24 protein-coding genes and 2 tRNA genes are annotated in these 17,027 nt (G+C 61.6%); 20 read left to right on the top strand and 6 right to left on the bottom strand.

Translation table 11 applies throughout. The features are described 5' to 3' along the window. The first annotated feature begins 79 nt into the window (after positions 1–79). The 3 genes from AC1RLZ_RS26295 to AC1RLZ_RS26305 all read left to right on the top strand — a co-directional run bounded on the left by AC1RLZ_RS26295 (position 80) and on the right by AC1RLZ_RS26305 (position 935). Positions 80–355, top strand: coding sequence for a hypothetical protein (locus tag AC1RLZ_RS26295; RefSeq protein ID WP_493191029.1), 276 nt, complete (start codon positions 80–82; stop codon positions 353–355). A 21-nt stretch (positions 356–376) separates the two neighbouring features. Further along, positions 377–793: a GFA family protein gene (locus tag AC1RLZ_RS26300; protein WP_493191030.1), complete on the top strand. Its 417-nt coding sequence runs from the start codon at positions 377–379 to the stop codon at positions 791–793. A 65-nt stretch (positions 794–858) separates the two neighbouring features. Beyond that, positions 859–935 (top strand) — tRNA-Val (locus AC1RLZ_RS26305). A gap of 34 nt (positions 936–969) precedes the next feature. Here AC1RLZ_RS26305 and AC1RLZ_RS26310 read toward each other — a convergent pair. From AC1RLZ_RS26310 to AC1RLZ_RS26330, 5 genes are all read right to left on the bottom strand, one after another. Next, positions 970–1,155, bottom strand: a complete 186-nt coding sequence (locus AC1RLZ_RS26310; RefSeq protein WP_371423636.1) for a hypothetical protein — start codon at positions 1,153–1,155, stop codon at positions 970–972. Continuing rightward, positions 1,155–1,769: an acyl-homoserine-lactone synthase gene (locus AC1RLZ_RS26315; RefSeq protein ID WP_371423635.1), complete on the bottom strand. Its 615-nt coding sequence runs from the start codon at positions 1,767–1,769 to the stop codon at positions 1,155–1,157. Before AC1RLZ_RS26315 ends, AC1RLZ_RS26310 begins: the two co-directional genes overlap by 1 nt. A gap of 82 nt (positions 1,770–1,851) precedes the next feature. Further along, positions 1,852–2,586 carry a helix-turn-helix transcriptional regulator gene (locus AC1RLZ_RS26320; protein WP_493191031.1) on the bottom strand — a complete coding sequence of 245 codons (735 nt, stop codon included), beginning with the start codon at positions 2,584–2,586 and terminating at the stop codon, positions 1,852–1,854. Positions 2,587–2,809: 223 nt separating this feature from the next. Beyond that, complete coding sequence (gene pepT, locus AC1RLZ_RS26325; protein ID WP_493191032.1) at positions 2,810–4,069, bottom strand: peptidase T; 1,260 nt, start codon at positions 4,067–4,069, stop codon at positions 2,810–2,812. Positions 4,070–4,167: 98 nt separating this feature from the next. Next, positions 4,168–4,488 (bottom strand): HU family DNA-binding protein, encoded by a 321-nt coding sequence (locus AC1RLZ_RS26330; RefSeq protein ID WP_371423630.1) that lies wholly within the window; start codon positions 4,486–4,488, stop codon positions 4,168–4,170. Positions 4,489–4,742: 254 nt separating this feature from the next. On the opposite strand from AC1RLZ_RS26330, the gene AC1RLZ_RS26335 reads away from it, so the two are divergent. Continuing rightward, positions 4,743–4,819 (top strand) — tRNA-Asp (locus AC1RLZ_RS26335). Between the two features lie 99 nt (positions 4,820–4,918). On the opposite strand, the gene AC1RLZ_RS26340 is transcribed toward AC1RLZ_RS26335, so the two are convergent. Next, entirely contained in the window at positions 4,919–5,194 is a 276-nt protein-coding gene (locus AC1RLZ_RS26340; protein ID WP_371423629.1) for a DUF3072 domain-containing protein, read from the bottom strand. A 75-nt stretch (positions 5,195–5,269) separates the two neighbouring features. On the opposite strand from AC1RLZ_RS26340, the gene AC1RLZ_RS26345 reads away from it, so the two are divergent. From AC1RLZ_RS26345 to nuoK, 16 genes are all read left to right on the top strand, one after another. Continuing rightward, positions 5,270–5,461 carry a hypothetical protein gene (locus AC1RLZ_RS26345; RefSeq protein ID WP_493191033.1) on the top strand — a complete coding sequence of 64 codons (192 nt, stop codon included), beginning with the start codon at positions 5,270–5,272 and terminating at the stop codon, positions 5,459–5,461. After that, entirely contained in the window at positions 5,449–5,658 is a 210-nt protein-coding gene (locus tag AC1RLZ_RS26350; RefSeq protein ID WP_493191034.1) for a hypothetical protein, read from the top strand. Before AC1RLZ_RS26345 ends, AC1RLZ_RS26350 begins: the two co-directional genes overlap by 13 nt. A gap of 231 nt (positions 5,659–5,889) precedes the next feature. Further along, entirely contained in the window at positions 5,890–6,255 is a 366-nt protein-coding gene (locus AC1RLZ_RS26355) for an NADH-quinone oxidoreductase subunit A (protein ID WP_068730894.1), read from the top strand. Continuing rightward, positions 6,246–6,833 carry a NuoB/complex I 20 kDa subunit family protein gene (locus AC1RLZ_RS26360; RefSeq protein WP_089264564.1) on the top strand — a complete coding sequence of 196 codons (588 nt, stop codon included), beginning with the start codon at positions 6,246–6,248 and terminating at the stop codon, positions 6,831–6,833. Before AC1RLZ_RS26355 ends, AC1RLZ_RS26360 begins: the two co-directional genes overlap by 10 nt. Before the next feature lie 41 nt (positions 6,834–6,874). Beyond that, positions 6,875–7,480: an NADH-quinone oxidoreductase subunit C gene (locus AC1RLZ_RS26365; RefSeq protein WP_371423626.1), complete on the top strand. Its 606-nt coding sequence runs from the start codon at positions 6,875–6,877 to the stop codon at positions 7,478–7,480. A gap of 37 nt (positions 7,481–7,517) precedes the next feature. Beyond that, positions 7,518–7,898, top strand: a complete 381-nt coding sequence (locus AC1RLZ_RS26370) for a four helix bundle protein (RefSeq protein ID WP_493191035.1) — start codon at positions 7,518–7,520, stop codon at positions 7,896–7,898. A 49-nt stretch (positions 7,899–7,947) separates the two neighbouring features. After that, positions 7,948–9,141 carry an NADH-quinone oxidoreductase subunit D gene (locus AC1RLZ_RS26375; RefSeq protein ID WP_371423624.1) on the top strand — a complete coding sequence of 398 codons (1,194 nt, stop codon included), beginning with the start codon at positions 7,948–7,950 and terminating at the stop codon, positions 9,139–9,141. Beyond that, positions 9,138–10,106, top strand: coding sequence for an FkbM family methyltransferase (locus tag AC1RLZ_RS26380; RefSeq protein ID WP_493191036.1), 969 nt, complete (start codon positions 9,138–9,140; stop codon positions 10,104–10,106). The genes AC1RLZ_RS26375 and AC1RLZ_RS26380 overlap by 4 nt, the downstream gene beginning before the upstream one ends. Before the next feature lie 10 nt (positions 10,107–10,116). Beyond that, complete coding sequence (gene nuoE, locus AC1RLZ_RS26385) at positions 10,117–10,914, top strand: NADH-quinone oxidoreductase subunit NuoE (RefSeq protein WP_493191037.1); 798 nt, start codon at positions 10,117–10,119, stop codon at positions 10,912–10,914. Beyond that, positions 10,911–11,126 carry a hypothetical protein gene (locus tag AC1RLZ_RS26390; protein ID WP_493191038.1) on the top strand — a complete coding sequence of 72 codons (216 nt, stop codon included), beginning with the start codon at positions 10,911–10,913 and terminating at the stop codon, positions 11,124–11,126. Before nuoE ends, AC1RLZ_RS26390 begins: the two co-directional genes overlap by 4 nt. A gap of 11 nt (positions 11,127–11,137) precedes the next feature. Continuing rightward, complete coding sequence (gene nuoF / locus AC1RLZ_RS26395; RefSeq protein ID WP_493191039.1) at positions 11,138–12,463, top strand: NADH-quinone oxidoreductase subunit NuoF; 1,326 nt, start codon at positions 11,138–11,140, stop codon at positions 12,461–12,463. Between the two features lie 11 nt (positions 12,464–12,474). Continuing rightward, positions 12,475–14,544 carry an NADH-quinone oxidoreductase subunit NuoG gene (gene nuoG, locus AC1RLZ_RS26400; RefSeq protein WP_493191065.1) on the top strand — a complete coding sequence of 690 codons (2,070 nt, stop codon included), beginning with the start codon at positions 12,475–12,477 and terminating at the stop codon, positions 14,542–14,544. 4 nt (positions 14,545–14,548) lie between these two features. After that, on the top strand, positions 14,549–15,574 hold the full coding sequence (nuoH, locus tag AC1RLZ_RS26405; RefSeq protein ID WP_371423047.1) for an NADH-quinone oxidoreductase subunit NuoH: 1,026 nt from the start codon (positions 14,549–14,551) through the stop codon (positions 15,572–15,574). A 7-nt stretch (positions 15,575–15,581) separates the two neighbouring features. Then, positions 15,582–16,070: an NADH-quinone oxidoreductase subunit NuoI gene (gene nuoI / locus AC1RLZ_RS26410; protein WP_089264557.1), complete on the top strand. Its 489-nt coding sequence runs from the start codon at positions 15,582–15,584 to the stop codon at positions 16,068–16,070. A gap of 9 nt (positions 16,071–16,079) precedes the next feature. Then, positions 16,080–16,718: an NADH-quinone oxidoreductase subunit J gene (locus tag AC1RLZ_RS26415; protein WP_092142266.1), complete on the top strand. Its 639-nt coding sequence runs from the start codon at positions 16,080–16,082 to the stop codon at positions 16,716–16,718. Further along, positions 16,715–17,023, top strand: coding sequence for an NADH-quinone oxidoreductase subunit NuoK (gene nuoK / locus AC1RLZ_RS26420; protein ID WP_068730883.1), 309 nt, complete (start codon positions 16,715–16,717; stop codon positions 17,021–17,023). Before AC1RLZ_RS26415 ends, nuoK begins: the two co-directional genes overlap by 4 nt. Positions 17,024–17,027 lie beyond the last annotated feature (4 nt).

Below are 17,027 nucleotides of genomic sequence, written 5' to 3' on the forward strand. Positions count from 1 at the left end.
CGGCGCCCTTCGGGGCGCCGCTTTTGTTTGCGGGCCATCGCAGGCCGACTGCTTTCGACCATCGGTGGCCGATGCTAGAATGACCGCAGAGGCCTCCCTGATGAAGACATTGATCCTCACAGCCGTGATCTCGCTCATTGCGGCAGATGCCGTGATGAGTGAACCGCTGGACAAGCGCTTTGGACCGGACCGCGAGCGCGGCTATCGTTCGTCGCGGGAATTCGACGGCCATCGTTCGGAGTTCAGGAACAGGGATCGCGCGAATTTTCTCGGGAGCCAGCGGCCGGACAACGATCTGCCCGTCATGCCACGGCAGGATCTTCAGGCGTCGCCGGCGATCGGCTTGCAACGTTGAGAGCGAAGAGGGAGGCGCTGGATGCAGATCGATGGCCAATGCCACTGCGGCTTCATCAGTTATCGCGCGACGATCGATCCGCAGCGGGTGTCGATTTGCCATTGCACGGATTGCCAGACCATGACCGGCTCGGCCTATCGCGTGACGGTGCTGACGCCGGTGGACACGATCGAAATGACGGGCGGTGCGCCGAAGATCTATATCAAGCGCGGCGACAACGGCCTCAACCGCCTGCAACACTTTTGCGGGGAATGCGGCTCGCCGATGTTCGCCAGCGGCGAAGCGGCGGACGACAATGAGTGGGGCATTCGCTGGGGCAGTATCCGCCAGCGCGCCGAACTTCCGCCTAGACGTCAGATCTGGTGCCGGTCAGCCGCGCCCTGGATTCATGATCTTGCGGAACTGCCGGCGCGGCCGAAGGGATCGAACGATCCGTAAGGGCGAGACGATCCACGCAGAACGCCTTGCCGCGGGGAAATCCCGGCGTTAAAGAGAGGCCGTGAGGGCGGCTAGCTCAGCTGGTTAGAGCATCTCGTTTACACCGAGAGGGTCGGGAGTTCGAATCTCTCGCCGCCTACCATCTTCCCTAAGCCCATATCCTCCGCGTGTTTCGTCTATCGCGCCGCAAGCACCTTGGCGAGTTGAACGCCTTCGTTCAACAGCGCCATGCGCAGCAGATCGTAGGTCGTCTCGGACCCGCACGCGTTCGCCAGCCGCAGGGCTTGCAGCATCGTGGCAATGAGCTCGTCGGCGTCTTTGCCGCCCTGAATGACCTGGAGCTGACTGGGAGACATCGGCATCAGGCGATCCGCCGGGATGTCTGAGGCAACGCAAAGACGCTGTCTTCGATGGCAACGCCCTTTCTGACGCGGGCAAAACACTTTTCACTGACATGAAACATCACGGCGATGGTGGCCTCGCCATCGATCATGGTGGGTAATCCCAGTGGCTCGATCTCCAGTCCGAAGCCCTGAAGAATCGGGATGCGCAAGGGATTGATGACCGAGGTAAAACCGGACAGGCCCTCCATAAGGCCATACTCCTGGATCGCCAGCAGCAGTTCGAAATAGTGACGGCTGCGGCGTTCGGATTTGCGCATGGCAAAGCGCGTCAGCTCCAGCACATCGCGACGCTGGATCAGTGCGCCATCGAGCAGCTGCGGAAATTGCTCGCTGAGCATGTGAGGCAACACGGTTGGATAGAGCCGGAAGCCGCCGGCAACAGCGCCAGCGTCGTTGGCCGCGACCAGATAGATGGCAGCATCATCGTCATACTGGTCCTTCTCGTAGATGCCATCGACATCGAGGGCGGTCCAGCCGCGCTCGCCGACGAAGACCTCGTGCCGTAGCCGAAATTGCTTGTCCAGGAGGTCGCCGAACTGCCCGGCATTACCGCTGTGAATGACCTCGATCACGAAAATCTCCCCACGCTGGTCTGCGTGGAGGAGTCTCATGATGAGTTTGGTCGCGGTATTCCGTGGGCAGGGGATTGACAATTCAGAAAGCGATCAGGCCTTGTCTGATTGCTTCGGCCACGGCCTGCGCGCGCGTATGCGCATTCAACTTGTGCATGGCGGCGGTGACGGTCTTGTTCACCGTATCCTCGGAGATACCGAGAATGACGCTCGTGTCCCAGGCGGTCTTTCCGGCAGCGACCCAGCTGACGACCTCGCGCTCCCGCAAGGTGAGCGCGATCGACTTCGCGCGCTGGTGAGAGCGAAGCGTCGCAAAGCGGTTGAACGCATACATGGTGACAAGCTCGATGGCGCCGTGCGCGTCCTCGGTATTTTCGACTTCGCAGCCCGCCAGTGACAGGCCGGCCTGATAGCCGTTCATGCCGTGCACGGGTGCGCAGAGGCCGAACTTCAATCCGTAATCGACGGATGCGATTTCCATGATGCTCCGTGATTTCGGGCTGATCTCGTCGAGCCGGATGTCGGACCAGGTGAACAGCTCGGGTTGCCGGCGGATCCGCGGCGCAACGGGATCGCAGGCATAGAAATTCGACGCGCTATATTGTTCGGCCCACGGCTTGGGCCATACTTTCAGCAACACGCGATCTTCGAACGGTTGGTTGACGCCGGTCGAGGCCAGAAAGCAGATATGGTTGTAGCCGAACGATTTGACCGTAGCGGCCACGATATCGCCAACCGCAGACATGGAGGCGGCATCGGCGATGCCTTCGATCGCCGACAATGCGGTCTGAAAATGCTTGCCCTTGAATGACCCCATGGCGCGCCTGCATATCAGCTGAAATGGAGCTATGTATTGGGAAGTTATTCTTGCGAGAATTATGGCGTGATAATTTATAAAATGTACTGGCGGAGGATATCGTCGCCGTCACGGCGCGCAATCCGCCATTCGTTTGACGACAGAACTATACACAGTTGCGCCATTACTGGAATGCTTGGCCCTCGCTCCTTTACGCAGTGAGACGAGCGGTTCTTTGTTACCATTACGCCCGCTCTTCCCAGATCATCGCCAGATGCACGATGGTCTGCACGGCCTTTTCCATGTCCTGGACGCTGACCCATTCGGTACGGCCATGGAAGGCGTGTTCGCCGGCGAAGATGTTGGGACAGGGCAGGCCCATGAAGGACAGCCGCGATCCGTCGGTGCCGCCGCGGATGCTGCTGCGGACGGGTTTGAGCCCGGCGCGCTGGATCGCTTCCACGGCGTATTCGACCATGTGCGGATAGCGGTCGATCACCTGCTTCATGTTGCGATATTGCGGCTTGATCTCGAGCGTCGCTGTCGAGTGCGGATAGGCCGTCATCACGTCATCGACGATGGATTGCAGCAGCGCTTCCTTCTCCGCGAGGCCATCATCGGTGAAATCGCGCACGATGAGACTGAGCGTCGCCTTTTCAAGCGCGCCCGATATGCCGATCGGATGCAGGAAACCTTGCTTGCCGTCGGTGGTCTCCGGCGAACAGGTGTCCTTCGGCAACCGCTCGACGATCGCAGCCGCAATCTTGATGGCGTGCTCCATCTTGCCCTTGGCAAAGCCGGGATGCGCGCTGACGCCTTCGATGGTGATGACGGCACCATCGGCCGAGAAGGTTTCGTCCTCGATATGGCCGGCGGTCTCGCCATCCACGGTGTAGGCGAAGTCGGCGCCGAGTTTTGCCAGGTCGACCTTGTCGACGCCGCGGCCGATCTCTTCGTCGGGCGTGAACAGGATCTTGATGGTGCCGTGCTTGATGTCAGGATTGGCGATCAGGAAGCGCGCTGCATCCATGATCTCGGCGAGGCCAGCCTTGTTGTCCGCACCCAGCAAAGTGGTGCCGTCGGTGGTGATGATGTCATGGCCGATCTGGTCCTTTAGCGCCGGATTGTCGGCGACGCGGATGACCTGTGTCTTGTCCGCCGGCAGCACGATATCGCCGCCCCGATAGTTCTTGACGATCTGCGGCTTGACGTCCTTGCCGCTGCAGTCGGGCGAGGTGTCCATATGCGAGCAGAAGCATATCACCGGCACTTTCTTGTCCGATGTCGCCGGGATCGTCGCATAGACGTAGCCGTGCTCGTCGAGATGCGCGTCCCTGAGCCCCAGATCACGCAGTTCGGACGCAAGCAGCCGGCCGAGATCCTTCTGCTTGTCGGTCGACGGGCAGGTGGGGGAGGCGGGATCGGACTGGGTGTCGATCACTACGTAGCGCAGGAAACGCGCAGTCACGTCATGGGCGAAATCGAAGGGGGGAGTTGCTGTCAAAGGGCACCATCTGATTGCAGAAGTCCTGACAGCTTAGAAGTTTCATTCCGGGCCGTCACGAGGACGCGGCCCGGAATGAGGTCAGTTCAGTCGATCGATCAGACGGCTTCCTTGAGTTCCTTGGCCGGGCGGAACGCGACCTTCTTGCTCGCCTTGATCTCGATCTGCTCACCCGTCGCAGGATTGCGGCCCGTGCGGGCGGCACGCGTGCGAACCTGAAGGATGCCGAGGCCGACGATTCGGATACGCTCGCCATTCTTGAGGTGGTTGGTGATGCGTTCCACCATGTCGCCGAGGATTTCTTCGGCCTTCTTCTTCGACAGCTCGTGATCTTCAGCCAGGGCCGCGGCGAGATGCTTCAGCGTGACGGTGGGAGGAGTGGCCGCTTTCGCGACGGCGGTGGTTGCAGCTTTTGCCATGAATCTGGCCCTTCTCGTTGGTGTCGGTCTTAAACCTGTGACGCAGCAGGGCTTAAACGATTCGAAGCGATGCCGCCCCGCTGTTTTGCCTGCAAACAGGGGCTTATTTGCATTTCCGGCCTTAAAACGGCCTTCTCGCGCGGCCTGCAGCGACGTTGTTCTGTGATGTTCTCGGGAATGGTTCTGCAACGTCCTTGACTTCAAAAGGACGTCCCTTTATGTCCAGCCCCACTGCGGGATTGCAGACGATCCACGCGGGAGTAGCTCAGTTGGTTAGAGCGCTGCCCTGTCACGGCAGAGGTCGCGGGTTCGAGTCCCGTCTCTCGCGCCATTCCATCGGGAATGGCGGATTTAGGTCCATCCGCGGTCACCCCACAGGTTTCCCCAACAGAACTGCAGACGTCTCGCGCAGCATTTGACGTGCCGGCGCTCAGAACGAATCTGCCAACGCGATTTCCTGCTTCAACGCCTCGATCCGCCGCGCGGCTTCCGCGCGCGTCAGGTCCTTTTCGAATTGTCTGGGCTGATAGGCCTCGATCGCCAGCGATTTCAGCGTCAGCGCCTGGCCGCGGGTCATCGGGCCGGAGAGGCGATCCGGCAGGCTCTCATACGACGATACCGATGCCGCCATCGCGGGAACGGCGACCTCGCTTTGGGTGTTCAAGGCCGGAGTCTTCAAAGCCAGGGTCTTTAAAGCAAGGGTCATGGGAACCTCCAAAAAATCCGATCTGGGTCGAAACAGTGGCTTGTCAATTTGTTCTCTTTTTGTTCTATATCGCAAATGACCAAGCTCGCCAACCTGAATTTCAGAATCGCCCGGCTGCGCTACCAGATGAAGGCGGCGCAGTCGGATATCCGGCTGCTGACCAATGCCGGACTGGACTGCGCCAATGCCTCCGGGCGCCTGCGGCGGATGCAGGCCGATCTGCTGGCGCTCATTGCGGAGCGTGAGGCGCTGGTATGTCCGGCGTGAGCGAGCCGCCGCGGCTCAGGATCATCACATTGCGGGCGCAGATCGCGGAGCTCGGCGCGGCGATCCGCCTGTTGCGACAGGCGGGCATGGACAACGCCGCCGCGGAGTTGCTGCTGGTGCGGAAACGCGCCGAACTGGAGGGCTTGATGCTGCCGGGAAGGAGCGCCAGGTCCGACCCGCCGACAGGCGAGGTTTGACGGTCCCGGTCATTGAGAAGTCATGCCGGATTTTTGGGAATCTGCGGCGGGTTTGTCGCGGCCGGCGATGCATCGGCAAGGTTGCGTTTCAATCGTCGCGCCGCGCATGGCAGGGCATGAAACTGTCAACATCCCTTGTCTTGCATGGCTTGTTGCGCTGCGCTAAGCCTCAGAACCATTCCAATGTTCGAATCTGTGGCAAAGTCAGGGCCGCAGGGGTAAGGCTCGCCGATGAACGGCATCTTGCATAATTATCTCCCACTTGTGGTCTTCATCGGCATCGCATCCGTTATCGGTCTGGCCTTGCTGATCGCGCCATTTCTCGTCGCCTACCAGCAGCCGGATCCGGAAAAGCTGTCCGCCTATGAATGCGGATTCAACGCTTTTGACGACGCACGCATGAAATTCGATGTGCGGTTCTATCTGGTGGCGATTCTCTTCATCATCTTCGATCTGGAAGTCGCCTTTCTGTTTCCGTGGGCAGTGGCCTTCGGCAAGCTTGGCGCAACCGGCTTCTGGTCGATGATCGTGTTTCTCGGCGTGCTCACCATCGGTTTCGCCTACGAATGGAAGAAAGGCGCGCTCGAATGGGATTGAGCCCAGTCATAGCCTCGGCTCCCGCCATCGCGCAGGCGCCGAAAGGCATTATCGATCCGTCCACCGGCAAGCCGGTCGGCGCGAACGATCCGTATTTTCTCGAGGTCAATGCCGAGCTGTCCGACAAGGGCTTCTTCGTCGCCGCGACCGACGATCTGATCACCTGGGCGCGCACCGGCTCGCTGATGTGGATGACCTTCGGTCTCGCCTGCTGCGCAGTCGAAATGATGCAGGTCTCGATGCCGCGTTACGACGTTGAGCGCTTCGGTTTCGCGCCGCGTGCGTCGCCGCGCCAGTCCGACGTGATGATCGTCGCCGGCACGCTGACCAACAAGATGGCTCCGGCGCTGCGCAAGGTCTATGACCAGATGCCCGAGCCGCGCTACGTCATCTCGATGGGCTCCTGTGCCAATGGCGGCGGCTACTACCACTATTCCTATTCGGTGGTTCGCGGCTGCGACCGTATCGTTCCGATCGATATCTATGTGCCGGGCTGCCCGCCCACCGCAGAAGCGCTGCTCTACGGCGTGCTGCTGCTGCAGAAGAAGATCCGCCGCACCGGCACGATCGAACGTTAAGACCAAGAACGCTAAGACTCGCGAACGCTTAAGGCTTTGTCATGGACGATGTGAGGCTCGACACACTGGGTCAGACGATTGTCGGCGCCCTTCCTGGTGCCGCGCTCGCGCATGAGGTGGCGTTCGGCCAGCTGACGATCGCGGTGGAGACATCGAAGATCGTCGAAGTCGCGCAATTCCTGCGCGACGATCCGCGCTGCCGCTTCGTCAGTTTCACCGATGCGACGGCAGTCGATTATCCCGGTCGCGAGAAGCGCTTCGACGTCGTCTATCACCTGATGTCGCCGGTGCTGAACACCCGCATTCGCCTGAAGGCTCTGGCATCCGAAACGACGCAGGTGCCGTCGATCATTTCGGTGTTTCCCGGCGCCGACTGGTTCGAGCGTGAAGCCTATGACCTCTATGGCGTGATCTTCGTCGGCCATCCCGACATGCGCCGGCTGCTGACCGACTACGGTTTCGACGGTCATCCGCTGCGCAAGGACTTCCCGCTGACCGGTTTCGTCGAGGTTCGCTACGACGACCAGGAGAAGCGGGTGGTTTACGAGCCGGTCCGGCTCAACCAGGAATTCCGTAAATTCGATTTTCTCTCGCCTTGGGAAGGCGCGGATTACCCCGTGTTGCCCGGTGACGAGAAGGCGAATTAGCGAATGGCGAGTAGCGAGTGGCGAATAGGGATGAACGTTGAGCGAGTCGACGATCAGTTCGTATCGGGATTTGCGGGTATGGCAGGATGCCATGGCCGTAGCCGAGGCGTGCTATCGTCTGACGCAGGCGTTTCCGCGCGACGAGCTGTTCGGACTGACATCGCAGATCAGGCGTTCGGCTGGCTCGATCCCTGCCAATATCGCCGAGGGACACGGCCGGGACAATACCGGCAGCTTCGTTCAGTATCTCCGCATCTCGCAGGGATCTCTGAAAGAACTCGAGACACATCTGATTTTGGCGGAGCGCGTCGGGATTCTTCCATTGGCCACTTCGCAAACAACCCTCGCCCAGTGCGACAGCTTGGGCAAAATGCTGCGGGCCTTGATACGGTCTTTGCAGGACAAGGCTGCCAGATAATGCCATTCGCCATTCGCCATTCGCTATTCGCCTTGGCGCGGAGCGCCCGATGACCGACCAACCCAACGTTCGCAATTTCACGATCAACTTCGGACCGCAGCATCCGGCGGCGCACGGCGTGCTTCGTCTTGTGCTGGAGCTCGACGGTGAAGTCGTCGAGCGCGTCGATCCGCATATCGGCCTGCTTCACCGCGGCACCGAGAAGCTGATCGAGCAGAAGACCTATCTGCAGGCGATCCCGTATTTCGACCGGCTCGATTACGTCGCGCCGATGAATCAGGAGCACGCGTTCTGTCTGGCCGCCGAAAAGCTGCTCGGCATCACCGTGCCGCGCCGCGGCCAGTTGATCCGCGTGCTGTATTCGGAAATCGGCCGTATCCTGTCGCATCTTCTCAACATCACCACGCAGGCGATGGACGTCGGCGCGCTCACCCCGCCGCTGTGGGGGTTCGAAGAGCGCGAGAAGCTGATGGTGTTCTACGAGCGTGCCTCGGGCTCGCGCATGCATGCCGCGTTCTTCCGTATCGGCGGGGTGCATCAGGACCTGCCGCCGAAGCTGATCAACGACATCGACGCCTGGTGCGATGCCTTCCCGCAGGTGCTCGACGATCTCGAGACGCTGCTCACCGGCAACCGCATCTTCAAGCAGCGCAACGTCGATATCGGCGTGGTCTCGCTGGAAGACGCCTGGAAGTGGGGATTCTCCGGCGTGATGGTGCGCGGCTCCGGCGCCGCCTGGGACCTGCGCAAGGCGCAGCCTTATGAATGCTACGCCGAAATGGACTTCGACGTTCCGGTCGGCAAGAACGGCGACTGCTACGATCGTTACTGCATCCGTGTCGAAGAGATGCGGCAGTCGACCAAGATCATGAAGCAGTGCATCGCCAAGATGCGCGCGGCGGACGGGCAGGGCGCTGTCGCTGTCGAAGACAACAAGATCTTCCCGCCGCGTCGCGGCGAGATGAAGCGCTCGATGGAATCGCTGATCCATCACTTCAAGCTCTACACCGAAGGTTTTCGTGTTCCGGAAGGCGAAGTCTACGCCGCCGTCGAGGCGCCGAAGGGTGAGTTCGGCGTCTATCTCGTCTCCGATGGCAGCAACAAGCCCTACAAGTGCAAGATCCGCGCGCCGGGCTTTGCGCATCTGCAGGCCATGGACTTCATGTGCCGCGGCCATCTGCTTGCCGACGTCTCGGCCATTCTCGGTTCGCTCGACATCGTGTTCGGAGAGGTCGATCGGTGACGCTGACGCCTCCCATCCAGTTTGACCGGGCGTCCGGCGTTCTCCAGAGCGTGAATCTCTGGGAACGTGCGATGGCCTGTGCGCTGGTGGTTGGCTCGAAGATCTCGTCGTCGTTCTCGCATCGCGGCTACAACATGTGCGCCAATCTGATGCGCAAGACGGTGCTGCCGGTGCGCGATCTCGTGGTGAAGCTGAATGCGGATGCACTGTTCGCGTTCCCGTTCGGCGACGGCTACTGGAGCAAGCTGCTCAACCGCACCTTCTCCTATGAAGATGAACTCGAATTGCTGCTTCAGGATTCGGTGAGCGTCGATTACACGCTGCTCGATTGCGGCGCGAATTACGGCTACTGGTCGGTGCTAGTGTCGAGCGCGCCGTTCGGCTCGCACAAGGCGATCGCCATCGAGCCGTCGTTCGACAATTTCGCCAAGCTCGCCAACAATGCCAGGATCAACGGTGACCGGTTCGAAGTCATCAAATGCGCGATCGGCTCGCAGCGCGGCACGGCACGTCTGTCGGGCACCAAGCACGAAGCTTTCAGCATTGCCGGCGATCCCAATGCGGGCGGCGAGGAAGTGCCGGTGATCTCGCTCGACAACCTGCTCGACGATGGCAGGGTGTCGATGTCTGGCAAATATCTGATCAAGCTCGACGTCGAAGGCGTCGAGATCGAGGCCATCAAGGGCGGCGCGCGATTGCTGCAGGGCGACTCGGTCATCATGTGCGAAGAGCATGGCAACGACCCCGCCCACACGGTCTCGCGCTTTATCCTGGATCAAACGCCGCTCAAGTTGATCGTGCATGATCCCGCCACCAACCGTTTTGAAACCGTGACCGAACTGTCGATCCTGGATCGCATCAAGGTGTCCACACACGTTGGCTACAATGTGTTCGGCACATCGAGTGCATTCTGGCTCGATCGTTTCAACAGCCTGAATGCGAGCGCGGCGCGCCGCACTCATTGAGAGACTAGACATGTCCGTCCGCCGTTTGGCTCCGAAAGAAGTTCAGCCCGCTTCGTTTGAATTCACGCCCGAGAATCTGGCGTGGGCGAAAGAGCAGATCACGCATTATCCGCCCGGCCGTCAGGCCTCGGCGGTGATCGCGATCCTGTGGCGTGCGCAGGAACAGAATGCCGGCTGGGTCTCGGAGGCGGCCATCCGCTTCGTCGCCGACATGCTGGAAATGCCATATATCCGCGTGCTTGAGGTGGCGACCTTCTACACCCAGTTCCAGCTGCAGCCGGTCGGCAAGAAGGCGCATATTCAGGTCTGCGGCACCACGCCCTGCATGTTGCGCGGCGCCGGTGACCTGATCGAGGTCTGTCAGCACCGCATCCATCACGACCCGTTCCATCTGTCTGCAGATGGCGACTTCTCGTGGGAAGAGGTCGAGTGCCTCGGCGCCTGCGTCAACGCCCCGATGGCGATGATCTGGAGCGACACCTACGAGGACCTCACCAAAGAGAGCATGAACAAGCTGATCGACGGCTTCGCTGCCGGCACGCCGCCGAAGCCGGGTTCGCAGATCGGCCGTCAGTTCGCAGCGCCCGAAGGTGGTGCGCGCGTGATGACCAGCGGTGGCGCCGCCACTTACACCAAGGTTCTGGATATGCCGAAGGAACCCGTGCTTGCGGATGCCGAGCCGAAGAAGCAGACCGAGTCGGCCAATGTGCAGGAGCGCCCGGCGCCGAAGCCGCCGGCTGCCGACGCGACCAAGGACAATCCGCCGAAAGGCGGCGCTCCGAAGGATGCCAAGGAGCCGAAGAAATGACGCGCGCGCTGTCGATGAAATTTGCAACGCTGTCGGGGGACGCGGCAATGAACAAGTGGCTCTACATCGCATTGCATACGATGGTGGCGGCTGCGTTCATTTTCTCGCTGCAGCGCTTCTTTTTGAATGCCACGCTTGAATCAAGTCTGTTGTGGGCGGCTGTGTTCGGCGGTTGCGCCGCGATGCTCGCCTACAAGCAAACCAATCGCTGATCGAGGAAGCCATGCTCGACGACAACGACCGCATCTTCCGCAATCTCTACGGCCTTGACGACTGGGGTCTCGCTGGCGCGCGCCGTCGCGGCGGCTGGGATGGCACCAAGGCCATCATCGACAAGGGCCGCGACTGGATCGTCACCGAAATGAAGGCGTCCGGCCTTCGTGGCCGTGGCGGTGCAGGCTTCCCGACCGGCATGAAGTGGTCCTTCATGCCCAAGGACAATGCCGACGGTCGTCCGAGCTATCTCGTCGTCAATGCCGACGAGTCCGAGCCCGGCACGTGCAAGGACCGCGAGATCATGCGGCACGATCCGCATACGCTGGTCGAAGGCTGCCTGATCGCCGGCTGCGCCATGGGCGCTCATGTCGGTTACATCTATGTCCGCGGCGAATTCATCCGCGAGCGCGAGCATCTGCAGGCGGCGATCGATCAGGCCTATGAGGCCAATCTGATCGGCAAGAACAACATCCACGGTTTCCCGTTCGACCTCTATGTCGCCCACGGTGCCGGCGCCTATATCTGCGGCGAAGAGACTGCGCTGCTCGAAAGCCTTGAAGGCAAGAAGGGCCAGCCGCGCCTGAAGCCGCCATTCCCGGCCAATGTCGGTCTCTATGGTTGCCCGACCACGGTGAACAATGTGGAGTCGATCGCAGTCGCGCCGGACATCCTGCGCCGCGGCGCGGCATGGTTCGCCTCGATCGGCCGTCCGAACAATGTCGGCACCAAGCTTTACGGCATCTCCGGCCACGTCAACACGCCCTGCGTCGTCGAGGACGCGATGAGCATTCCGTTCCGTGAGCTGATCGAGAAGCACGGCGGCGGCATTCGCGGCGGCTGGGACAATCTGCTCGCGATCATCCCGGGCGGCGCATCGTGCCCGCTCATCCCGGCTGCGGATTGCGAAGACCTCATCATGGATTTCGACGGCACCCGCGCGGTGAAGTCGTCATTCGGCACCGCCGGCGTCATCGTCATGGACAAGTCCACCGACGTGGTCGCCGCGATCGCCCGCATCAGCTACTTCTTCAAGCATGAGAGCTGCGGCCAGTGCACGCCGTGCCGCGAAGGCACCGGCTGGATGTGGCGCGTGCTGAGCCGCATGGTCGAGGGCCGCGCCCACAAGCGCGAGATCGATATGCTGCTCGAAGTCACCAAGCAGGTTGAAGGCCACACCATCTGCGCACTCGGCGATGCCGCTGCGTGGCCGGTGCAGGGCCTGATCCGCGCCTTCCGCCCGGAGATCGAACGCCGCATCGAAGAGTTCAGCCGCAAGGCCACGCTCGACGATCAGGGCATCCTCGATCCCGCGCATCTGGTCGCGGCGGAGTAGGGCGCATGGCTATGACGAAACTGATCATCGACGGCAAAGAGATCGAGGTCCCCGCGGAATACACGCTGCTGCAGGCGTGTGAAGCCGCCGGCGCCGAAATCCCGCGCTTCTGTTACCACGAGCGGCTGTCGATCGCCGGCAACTGCCGCATGTGTCTGGTGGAAGTGAAGGGCGGACCGAAGCCGGTCGCGAGCTGCGCCTGGGGCGTGCGCGATTGCCGCCCGGGCCCGAAGGGCGAGCCGCCGGAAATCTCGACCCGTTCGCCGATGGTCAGGAAGGCACGCGAAGGCGTGATGGAATTCCTGCTGATCAACCATCCGTTGGATTGCCCGATCTGCGATCAGGGCGGCGAGTGCGACCTGCAGGACCAGGCGATGGGTTACGGCGTCGACACCTCGCGCTTTGCCGAAAACAAGCGCGCGGTCGAGGACAAGTATCTCGGCGCGCTGGTGAAGACCTCGATGAACCGCTGCATTCAGTGCACGCGCTGTGTTCGCTTCGCCGCTGAAGTCTGCGGCGTCCCCGAGATGGGCGCGACCGGCCGCGGCGAGGACATGGAGATCACCTCCTATCTCGAGACCGCGCTGACCTCGGAATTGCAGGGCAACCTCGTCGATATCTGCCCGGTCGGCGCGCTGACCTCGAAGCCTTATGCTTTCGCGGCGCGTCCGTGGGAGCTCGGCAAGACCCAGTCCATCGACGTCATGGACGCCGTCGGTTCGGCAATCCGCGTCGATACCCGTGGCCGCGAAGTGATGCGCATCCTGCCGCGCGTCAACGAAGCGGTGAACGAGGAATGGATCTCCGACAAGACCCGCCACATCGTCGACGGCCTGCGCACGCAGCGTCTCGATCGCCCCTATATCCGCGACAACGGCAAGCTGCGCGCCGCGACCTGGGCTGAAGCGTTCAGCGCCATCGCTGCCAAGGTGGCCGGCAGCAAGAAGATCGGCGCCATCGCGGGCGATCTCGCCGCCGTCGAGGAAATGTTCGCGCTGAAGCAACTGCTCGCAGGCATGGGCTCGGCCAATCTGGCGACGCAGAGCGCGGGCGCTTTCGATGCAGCCGCTGGCCGGGCATCCTACATTTTCAACCCGACCATCGCCGGCATCGAGCAGGCCGATGCGCTGCTCATCGTGGGGGCCAATCCGCGCAAGGAAGCCGCCGTTCTCAACGCGCGCATCCGCAAGACGTGGCGCACCGGTGCGCTGAAGATCGGCGTGATCGGCGAGAAAGCCGATCTGACCTATCGCTACGATTATCTCGGCGCAGGCACGGACTCGCTGGCCGAACTCGCCGCTGGCAAGAACGCCTTCGCCGACGTGCTGAAGAACGCCAAGCGTCCGATCGTGCTGGTTGGCGCCGGTGTGGCGGCACGTGCCGATGGTGCTGCGGTACTCGCGGCGGCTGCCAAGCTCGCCTCGGACTTCGGCGTGATCAAGGACGGCTGGAACGGCTTCGCGGTTCTGCAGACGGCGGCCTCGACGGTCGGTGCGCTCGATATCGGCTTCGCGCCGACCTCGGGCAGCCTGAGCCTCGCGCAAATGACCGCTGCCGGTTCGCTCGACGTGCTTTTCTCGCTCGGTGCTGATGACGTGAAGGTCGCCGACGGTACCTTCGTGGTCTATATCGGTACCCATGGTGACCGCGGTGCGCATCGCGCCGACGTGATCCTGCCAGGTGCGGCCTATACCGAGAAGTCCGGCATCTTCGTCAACACCGAAGGCCGCGTGCAGATGGCGGAGCGCGCCGGGTTCCCGCCGGGCGATGCCCGCGAGGACTGGGCGGTGATCCGCGCATTGTCCGACGTGCTCGGCCACAAGCTGCCTTACGACTCGCTGGCTGCGCTGCGGCAGGCGATCTTCAAGACCGCTCCGCACCTGATGCGCATCGATCAGATCGAGGCCGGCGATGCCGGTGCGATCAAGACCCTTGCGGCCAAGGGCGGCACCGTCGACAAGACACCGTTCAAGGCCTCCGTTGAGGACTTCTACCTGACCAACCCGATCGCGCGTGCGTCAGCCATCATGGCGGAATGCTCCCGCCTGGCCTCCGGCCAGATGCTGACGGCGGCGGAGTAAACCGATGGCTGAATTCTGGACAAGCACCCTGTGGCCGCTGATCATCATGGTCGCGCAGAGCCTCCTTGTGCTCGTGGTGCTCTTGATTGCGATTGCCTACATCCTGCTGGCTGACCGCAAGATCTGGGCGGCGGTACAGATCCGCCGTGGCCCCAACGTGGTCGGGCCATTCGGCCTGCTGCAATCCTTCGCGGACTTGCTGAAATTCGTGCTGAAGGAGCCGGTGATCCCGTCCAGTTCCAACAAGGGCGTGTTCCTGCTGGCGCCGCTGGTGTCCTGCGTGCTGGCGCTGGCGGCCTGGGCGGTGATCCCGATGGATCTCGGCTGGGTGATCTCCGACATCAATGTCGGCGTGCTCTATATCTTCGCGATCTCGTCGCTGTCGGTCTACGGCATCATCATGGCCGGCTGGTCGTCGAACTCGAAGTATCCATTCCTGTCGGCACTGCGCGCCGCCGCGCAGATGGTGTCCTACGAAGTCTCGATCGGCTTCGTCATCATCACCGTCTTGCTCTGCGTCGGTTCGCTGAACCTGACGGCCATCGTCGCCGCGCAGGATTCGAAGTGGGGCATCCTCGGCTGGTACTGGATCCCGCTGTTCCCGATGTTCGTGATCTTCTACGTCTCGGCGCTGGCTGAAACCAACCGTCCGCCCTTCGACCTCGTCGAAGCGGAATCGGAACTGGTCGCGGGCTTCATGACCGAATATGGCTCGACCCCGTATCTGCTGTTCATGCTCGGCGAATACGTCGCCATCGTCACCATGTGCGCGCTGGCTACGATCCTGTTCCTCGGCGGCTGGCTGTCGCCGATCCCGTTCGCGCCGTTCACCTGGGTGCCAGGCATCATCTGGTTCGCCATCAAGGTGATGTTCATGTTCTTCCTGATTGCGATGGCGAAGGCGATCGTGCCGCGCTACCGCTACGACCAGCTGATGCGTCTGGGCTGGAAGGTGTTTCTGCCGCTGTCGTTGGCGTACGTCATCATCGTCGCTGCCGTGCTGCAATTCGGGGGCCTTGCTCCGAAATGAGGTCACTATGAATATCAGGGCAACAGCTCACTCGCTTCTGCTGGCGGAGTTCGTTTCGGCGTTCGTCCTCGCCATGCGGTATTTCTTCAAGCCGAAGCCGACGCTGAACTATCCGTTCGAGAAGGGGCCGATCTCGCCGCGTTTCCGTGGCGAGCACGCGCTGCGCCGCTATCCGAACGGTGAAGAGCGCTGCATCGCCTGCAAGCTCTGCGAGGCGGTGTGTCCGGCACAGGCGATCACCATCGAAGCCGGCCCGCGCCGCAACGACGGGACGCGCCGCACCGTGCGCTACGACATCGACATGGTGAAATGCATCTATTGCGGACTGTGCCAGGAGGCCTGTCCGGTGGATGCGATCGTCGAGGGACCGAACTTCGAGTTCGCCACCGAGACGCGTGAGGAACTCTATTATGACAAGGCGAAATTGCTCGCCAACGGCGACCGCTGGGAGCGCGAGATTGCGAAGTCAATCGAACTCGACGCGCCGTACCGGTAAGGTGACCAGATGATCCTTCCCGCACTGTTCTTCTATCTGTTCGCCAGCGTCTGCGTGGCTTCCGCGGTCATGGTGATTGCCTCGCGCAATCCCGTGCATTCGGTGCTGTTCCTGATCCTGGCCTTCGTCAACGCCTCGGGCCTGTTCGTGCTGATGGGCGCCGAATTCCTGGCAATGCTGCTGATCGTCGTCTATGTCGGCGCCGTCGCGGTGCTGTTCCTGTTCGTCATCATGATGCTCGACGTCGACTTCACGCAGCTGCGCGAAGGCTTCATCCAGTATCTGCCGTTCGGCCTGGTGATCGGGGCGATCTTCCTTGCCGAATTGCTGCTGGTCGCAGGCGGCTGGGTGATGAACCCGAACGTCACCAAGTCGATCACGGCGGCCATCCCGACCAATGTGAGCAATACCGAGGCGCTCGGCCTCGTGCTCTATACGAAGTACATTCATTACTTCCAGCTGGCCGGCATGGTGCTGCTGGTGGCGATGATCGGCGCGATCGTGCTGACGCTGCGCCACAAGGTCAAAGTGCGGCGCCAGGACATCAATGTTCAGAACGCGCGTAATCCGGAACTGGCCATGGAAGTGCGCAAGGTCGCGACCGGGCAGGGCCTGCAGGACGCCGACGCGGGGAGCTGGGTCAAATGACGATCGGTCTCGGACACTATCTGGCGGTCGCAGCGATCCTGTTCACGCTGGGCATCCTCGGCATCTTCCTGAACCGCAAGAACATCATCGTCATCCTGATGTCGATCGAGCTGATCCTGCTCGCCGTCAACATCAACATGGTGGCGTTCTCGACCTTCCTTGGCGACATCGTCGGCCAGGTGTTCGCGCTGCTGGTGCTGACCGTGGCTGCTGCGGAAGCAGCGATCGGTCTCGCCGTGCTGGTGGTCTATTTCCGCAACCGCGGCTCGATCGCGGTTGAAGACGTCAATCTGATGAAGGGCTGAGCCA

Source organism: Tardiphaga sp. GW822-FHT04G09 (genome assembly GCF_058800725.1).

Coding starts and splice junctions, on each gene's coding strand:
- AC1RLZ_RS26355 (WP_068730894.1), top strand. CDS start 5,890: ATGAACGGCATCTTGCATAATTATCTCCCACTTGTGGTCTTCATCGGC.
- nuoI (WP_089264557.1), top strand. CDS start 15,582: ATGAATATCAGGGCAACAGCTCACTCGCTTCTGCTGGCGGAGTTCGTT.
- AC1RLZ_RS26365 (WP_371423626.1), top strand. CDS start 6,875: ATGGACGATGTGAGGCTCGACACACTGGGTCAGACGATTGTCGGCGCC.
- AC1RLZ_RS26310 (WP_371423636.1), bottom strand. CDS start 1,155: ATGCCGATGTCTCCCAGTCAGCTCCAGGTCATTCAGGGCGGCAAAGAC.
- nuoF (WP_493191039.1), top strand. CDS start 11,138: ATGCTCGACGACAACGACCGCATCTTCCGCAATCTCTACGGCCTTGAC.
- AC1RLZ_RS26415 (WP_092142266.1), top strand. CDS start 16,080: ATGATCCTTCCCGCACTGTTCTTCTATCTGTTCGCCAGCGTCTGCGTG.
- AC1RLZ_RS26320 (WP_493191031.1), bottom strand. CDS start 2,586: ATGGGGTCATTCAAGGGCAAGCATTTTCAGACCGCATTGTCGGCGATC.
- AC1RLZ_RS26390 (WP_493191038.1), top strand. CDS start 10,911: ATGACGCGCGCGCTGTCGATGAAATTTGCAACGCTGTCGGGGGACGCG.
- AC1RLZ_RS26375 (WP_371423624.1), top strand. CDS start 7,948: ATGACCGACCAACCCAACGTTCGCAATTTCACGATCAACTTCGGACCG.
- AC1RLZ_RS26360 (WP_089264564.1), top strand. CDS start 6,246: ATGGGATTGAGCCCAGTCATAGCCTCGGCTCCCGCCATCGCGCAGGCG.
- AC1RLZ_RS26330 (WP_371423630.1), bottom strand. CDS start 4,488: ATGGCAAAAGCTGCAACCACCGCCGTCGCGAAAGCGGCCACTCCTCCC.
- nuoE (WP_493191037.1), top strand. CDS start 10,117: ATGTCCGTCCGCCGTTTGGCTCCGAAAGAAGTTCAGCCCGCTTCGTTT.
- nuoG (WP_493191065.1), top strand. CDS start 12,475: ATGACGAAACTGATCATCGACGGCAAAGAGATCGAGGTCCCCGCGGAA.
- nuoH (WP_371423047.1), top strand. CDS start 14,549: ATGGCTGAATTCTGGACAAGCACCCTGTGGCCGCTGATCATCATGGTC.
- AC1RLZ_RS26345 (WP_493191033.1), top strand. CDS start 5,270: ATGACCAAGCTCGCCAACCTGAATTTCAGAATCGCCCGGCTGCGCTAC.
- AC1RLZ_RS26340 (WP_371423629.1), bottom strand. CDS start 5,194: ATGACCCTTGCTTTAAAGACCCTGGCTTTGAAGACTCCGGCCTTGAAC.
- nuoK (WP_068730883.1), top strand. CDS start 16,715: ATGACGATCGGTCTCGGACACTATCTGGCGGTCGCAGCGATCCTGTTC.
- AC1RLZ_RS26295 (WP_493191029.1), top strand. CDS start 80: ATGACCGCAGAGGCCTCCCTGATGAAGACATTGATCCTCACAGCCGTG.
- AC1RLZ_RS26300 (WP_493191030.1), top strand. CDS start 377: ATGCAGATCGATGGCCAATGCCACTGCGGCTTCATCAGTTATCGCGCG.
- AC1RLZ_RS26350 (WP_493191034.1), top strand. CDS start 5,449: ATGTCCGGCGTGAGCGAGCCGCCGCGGCTCAGGATCATCACATTGCGG.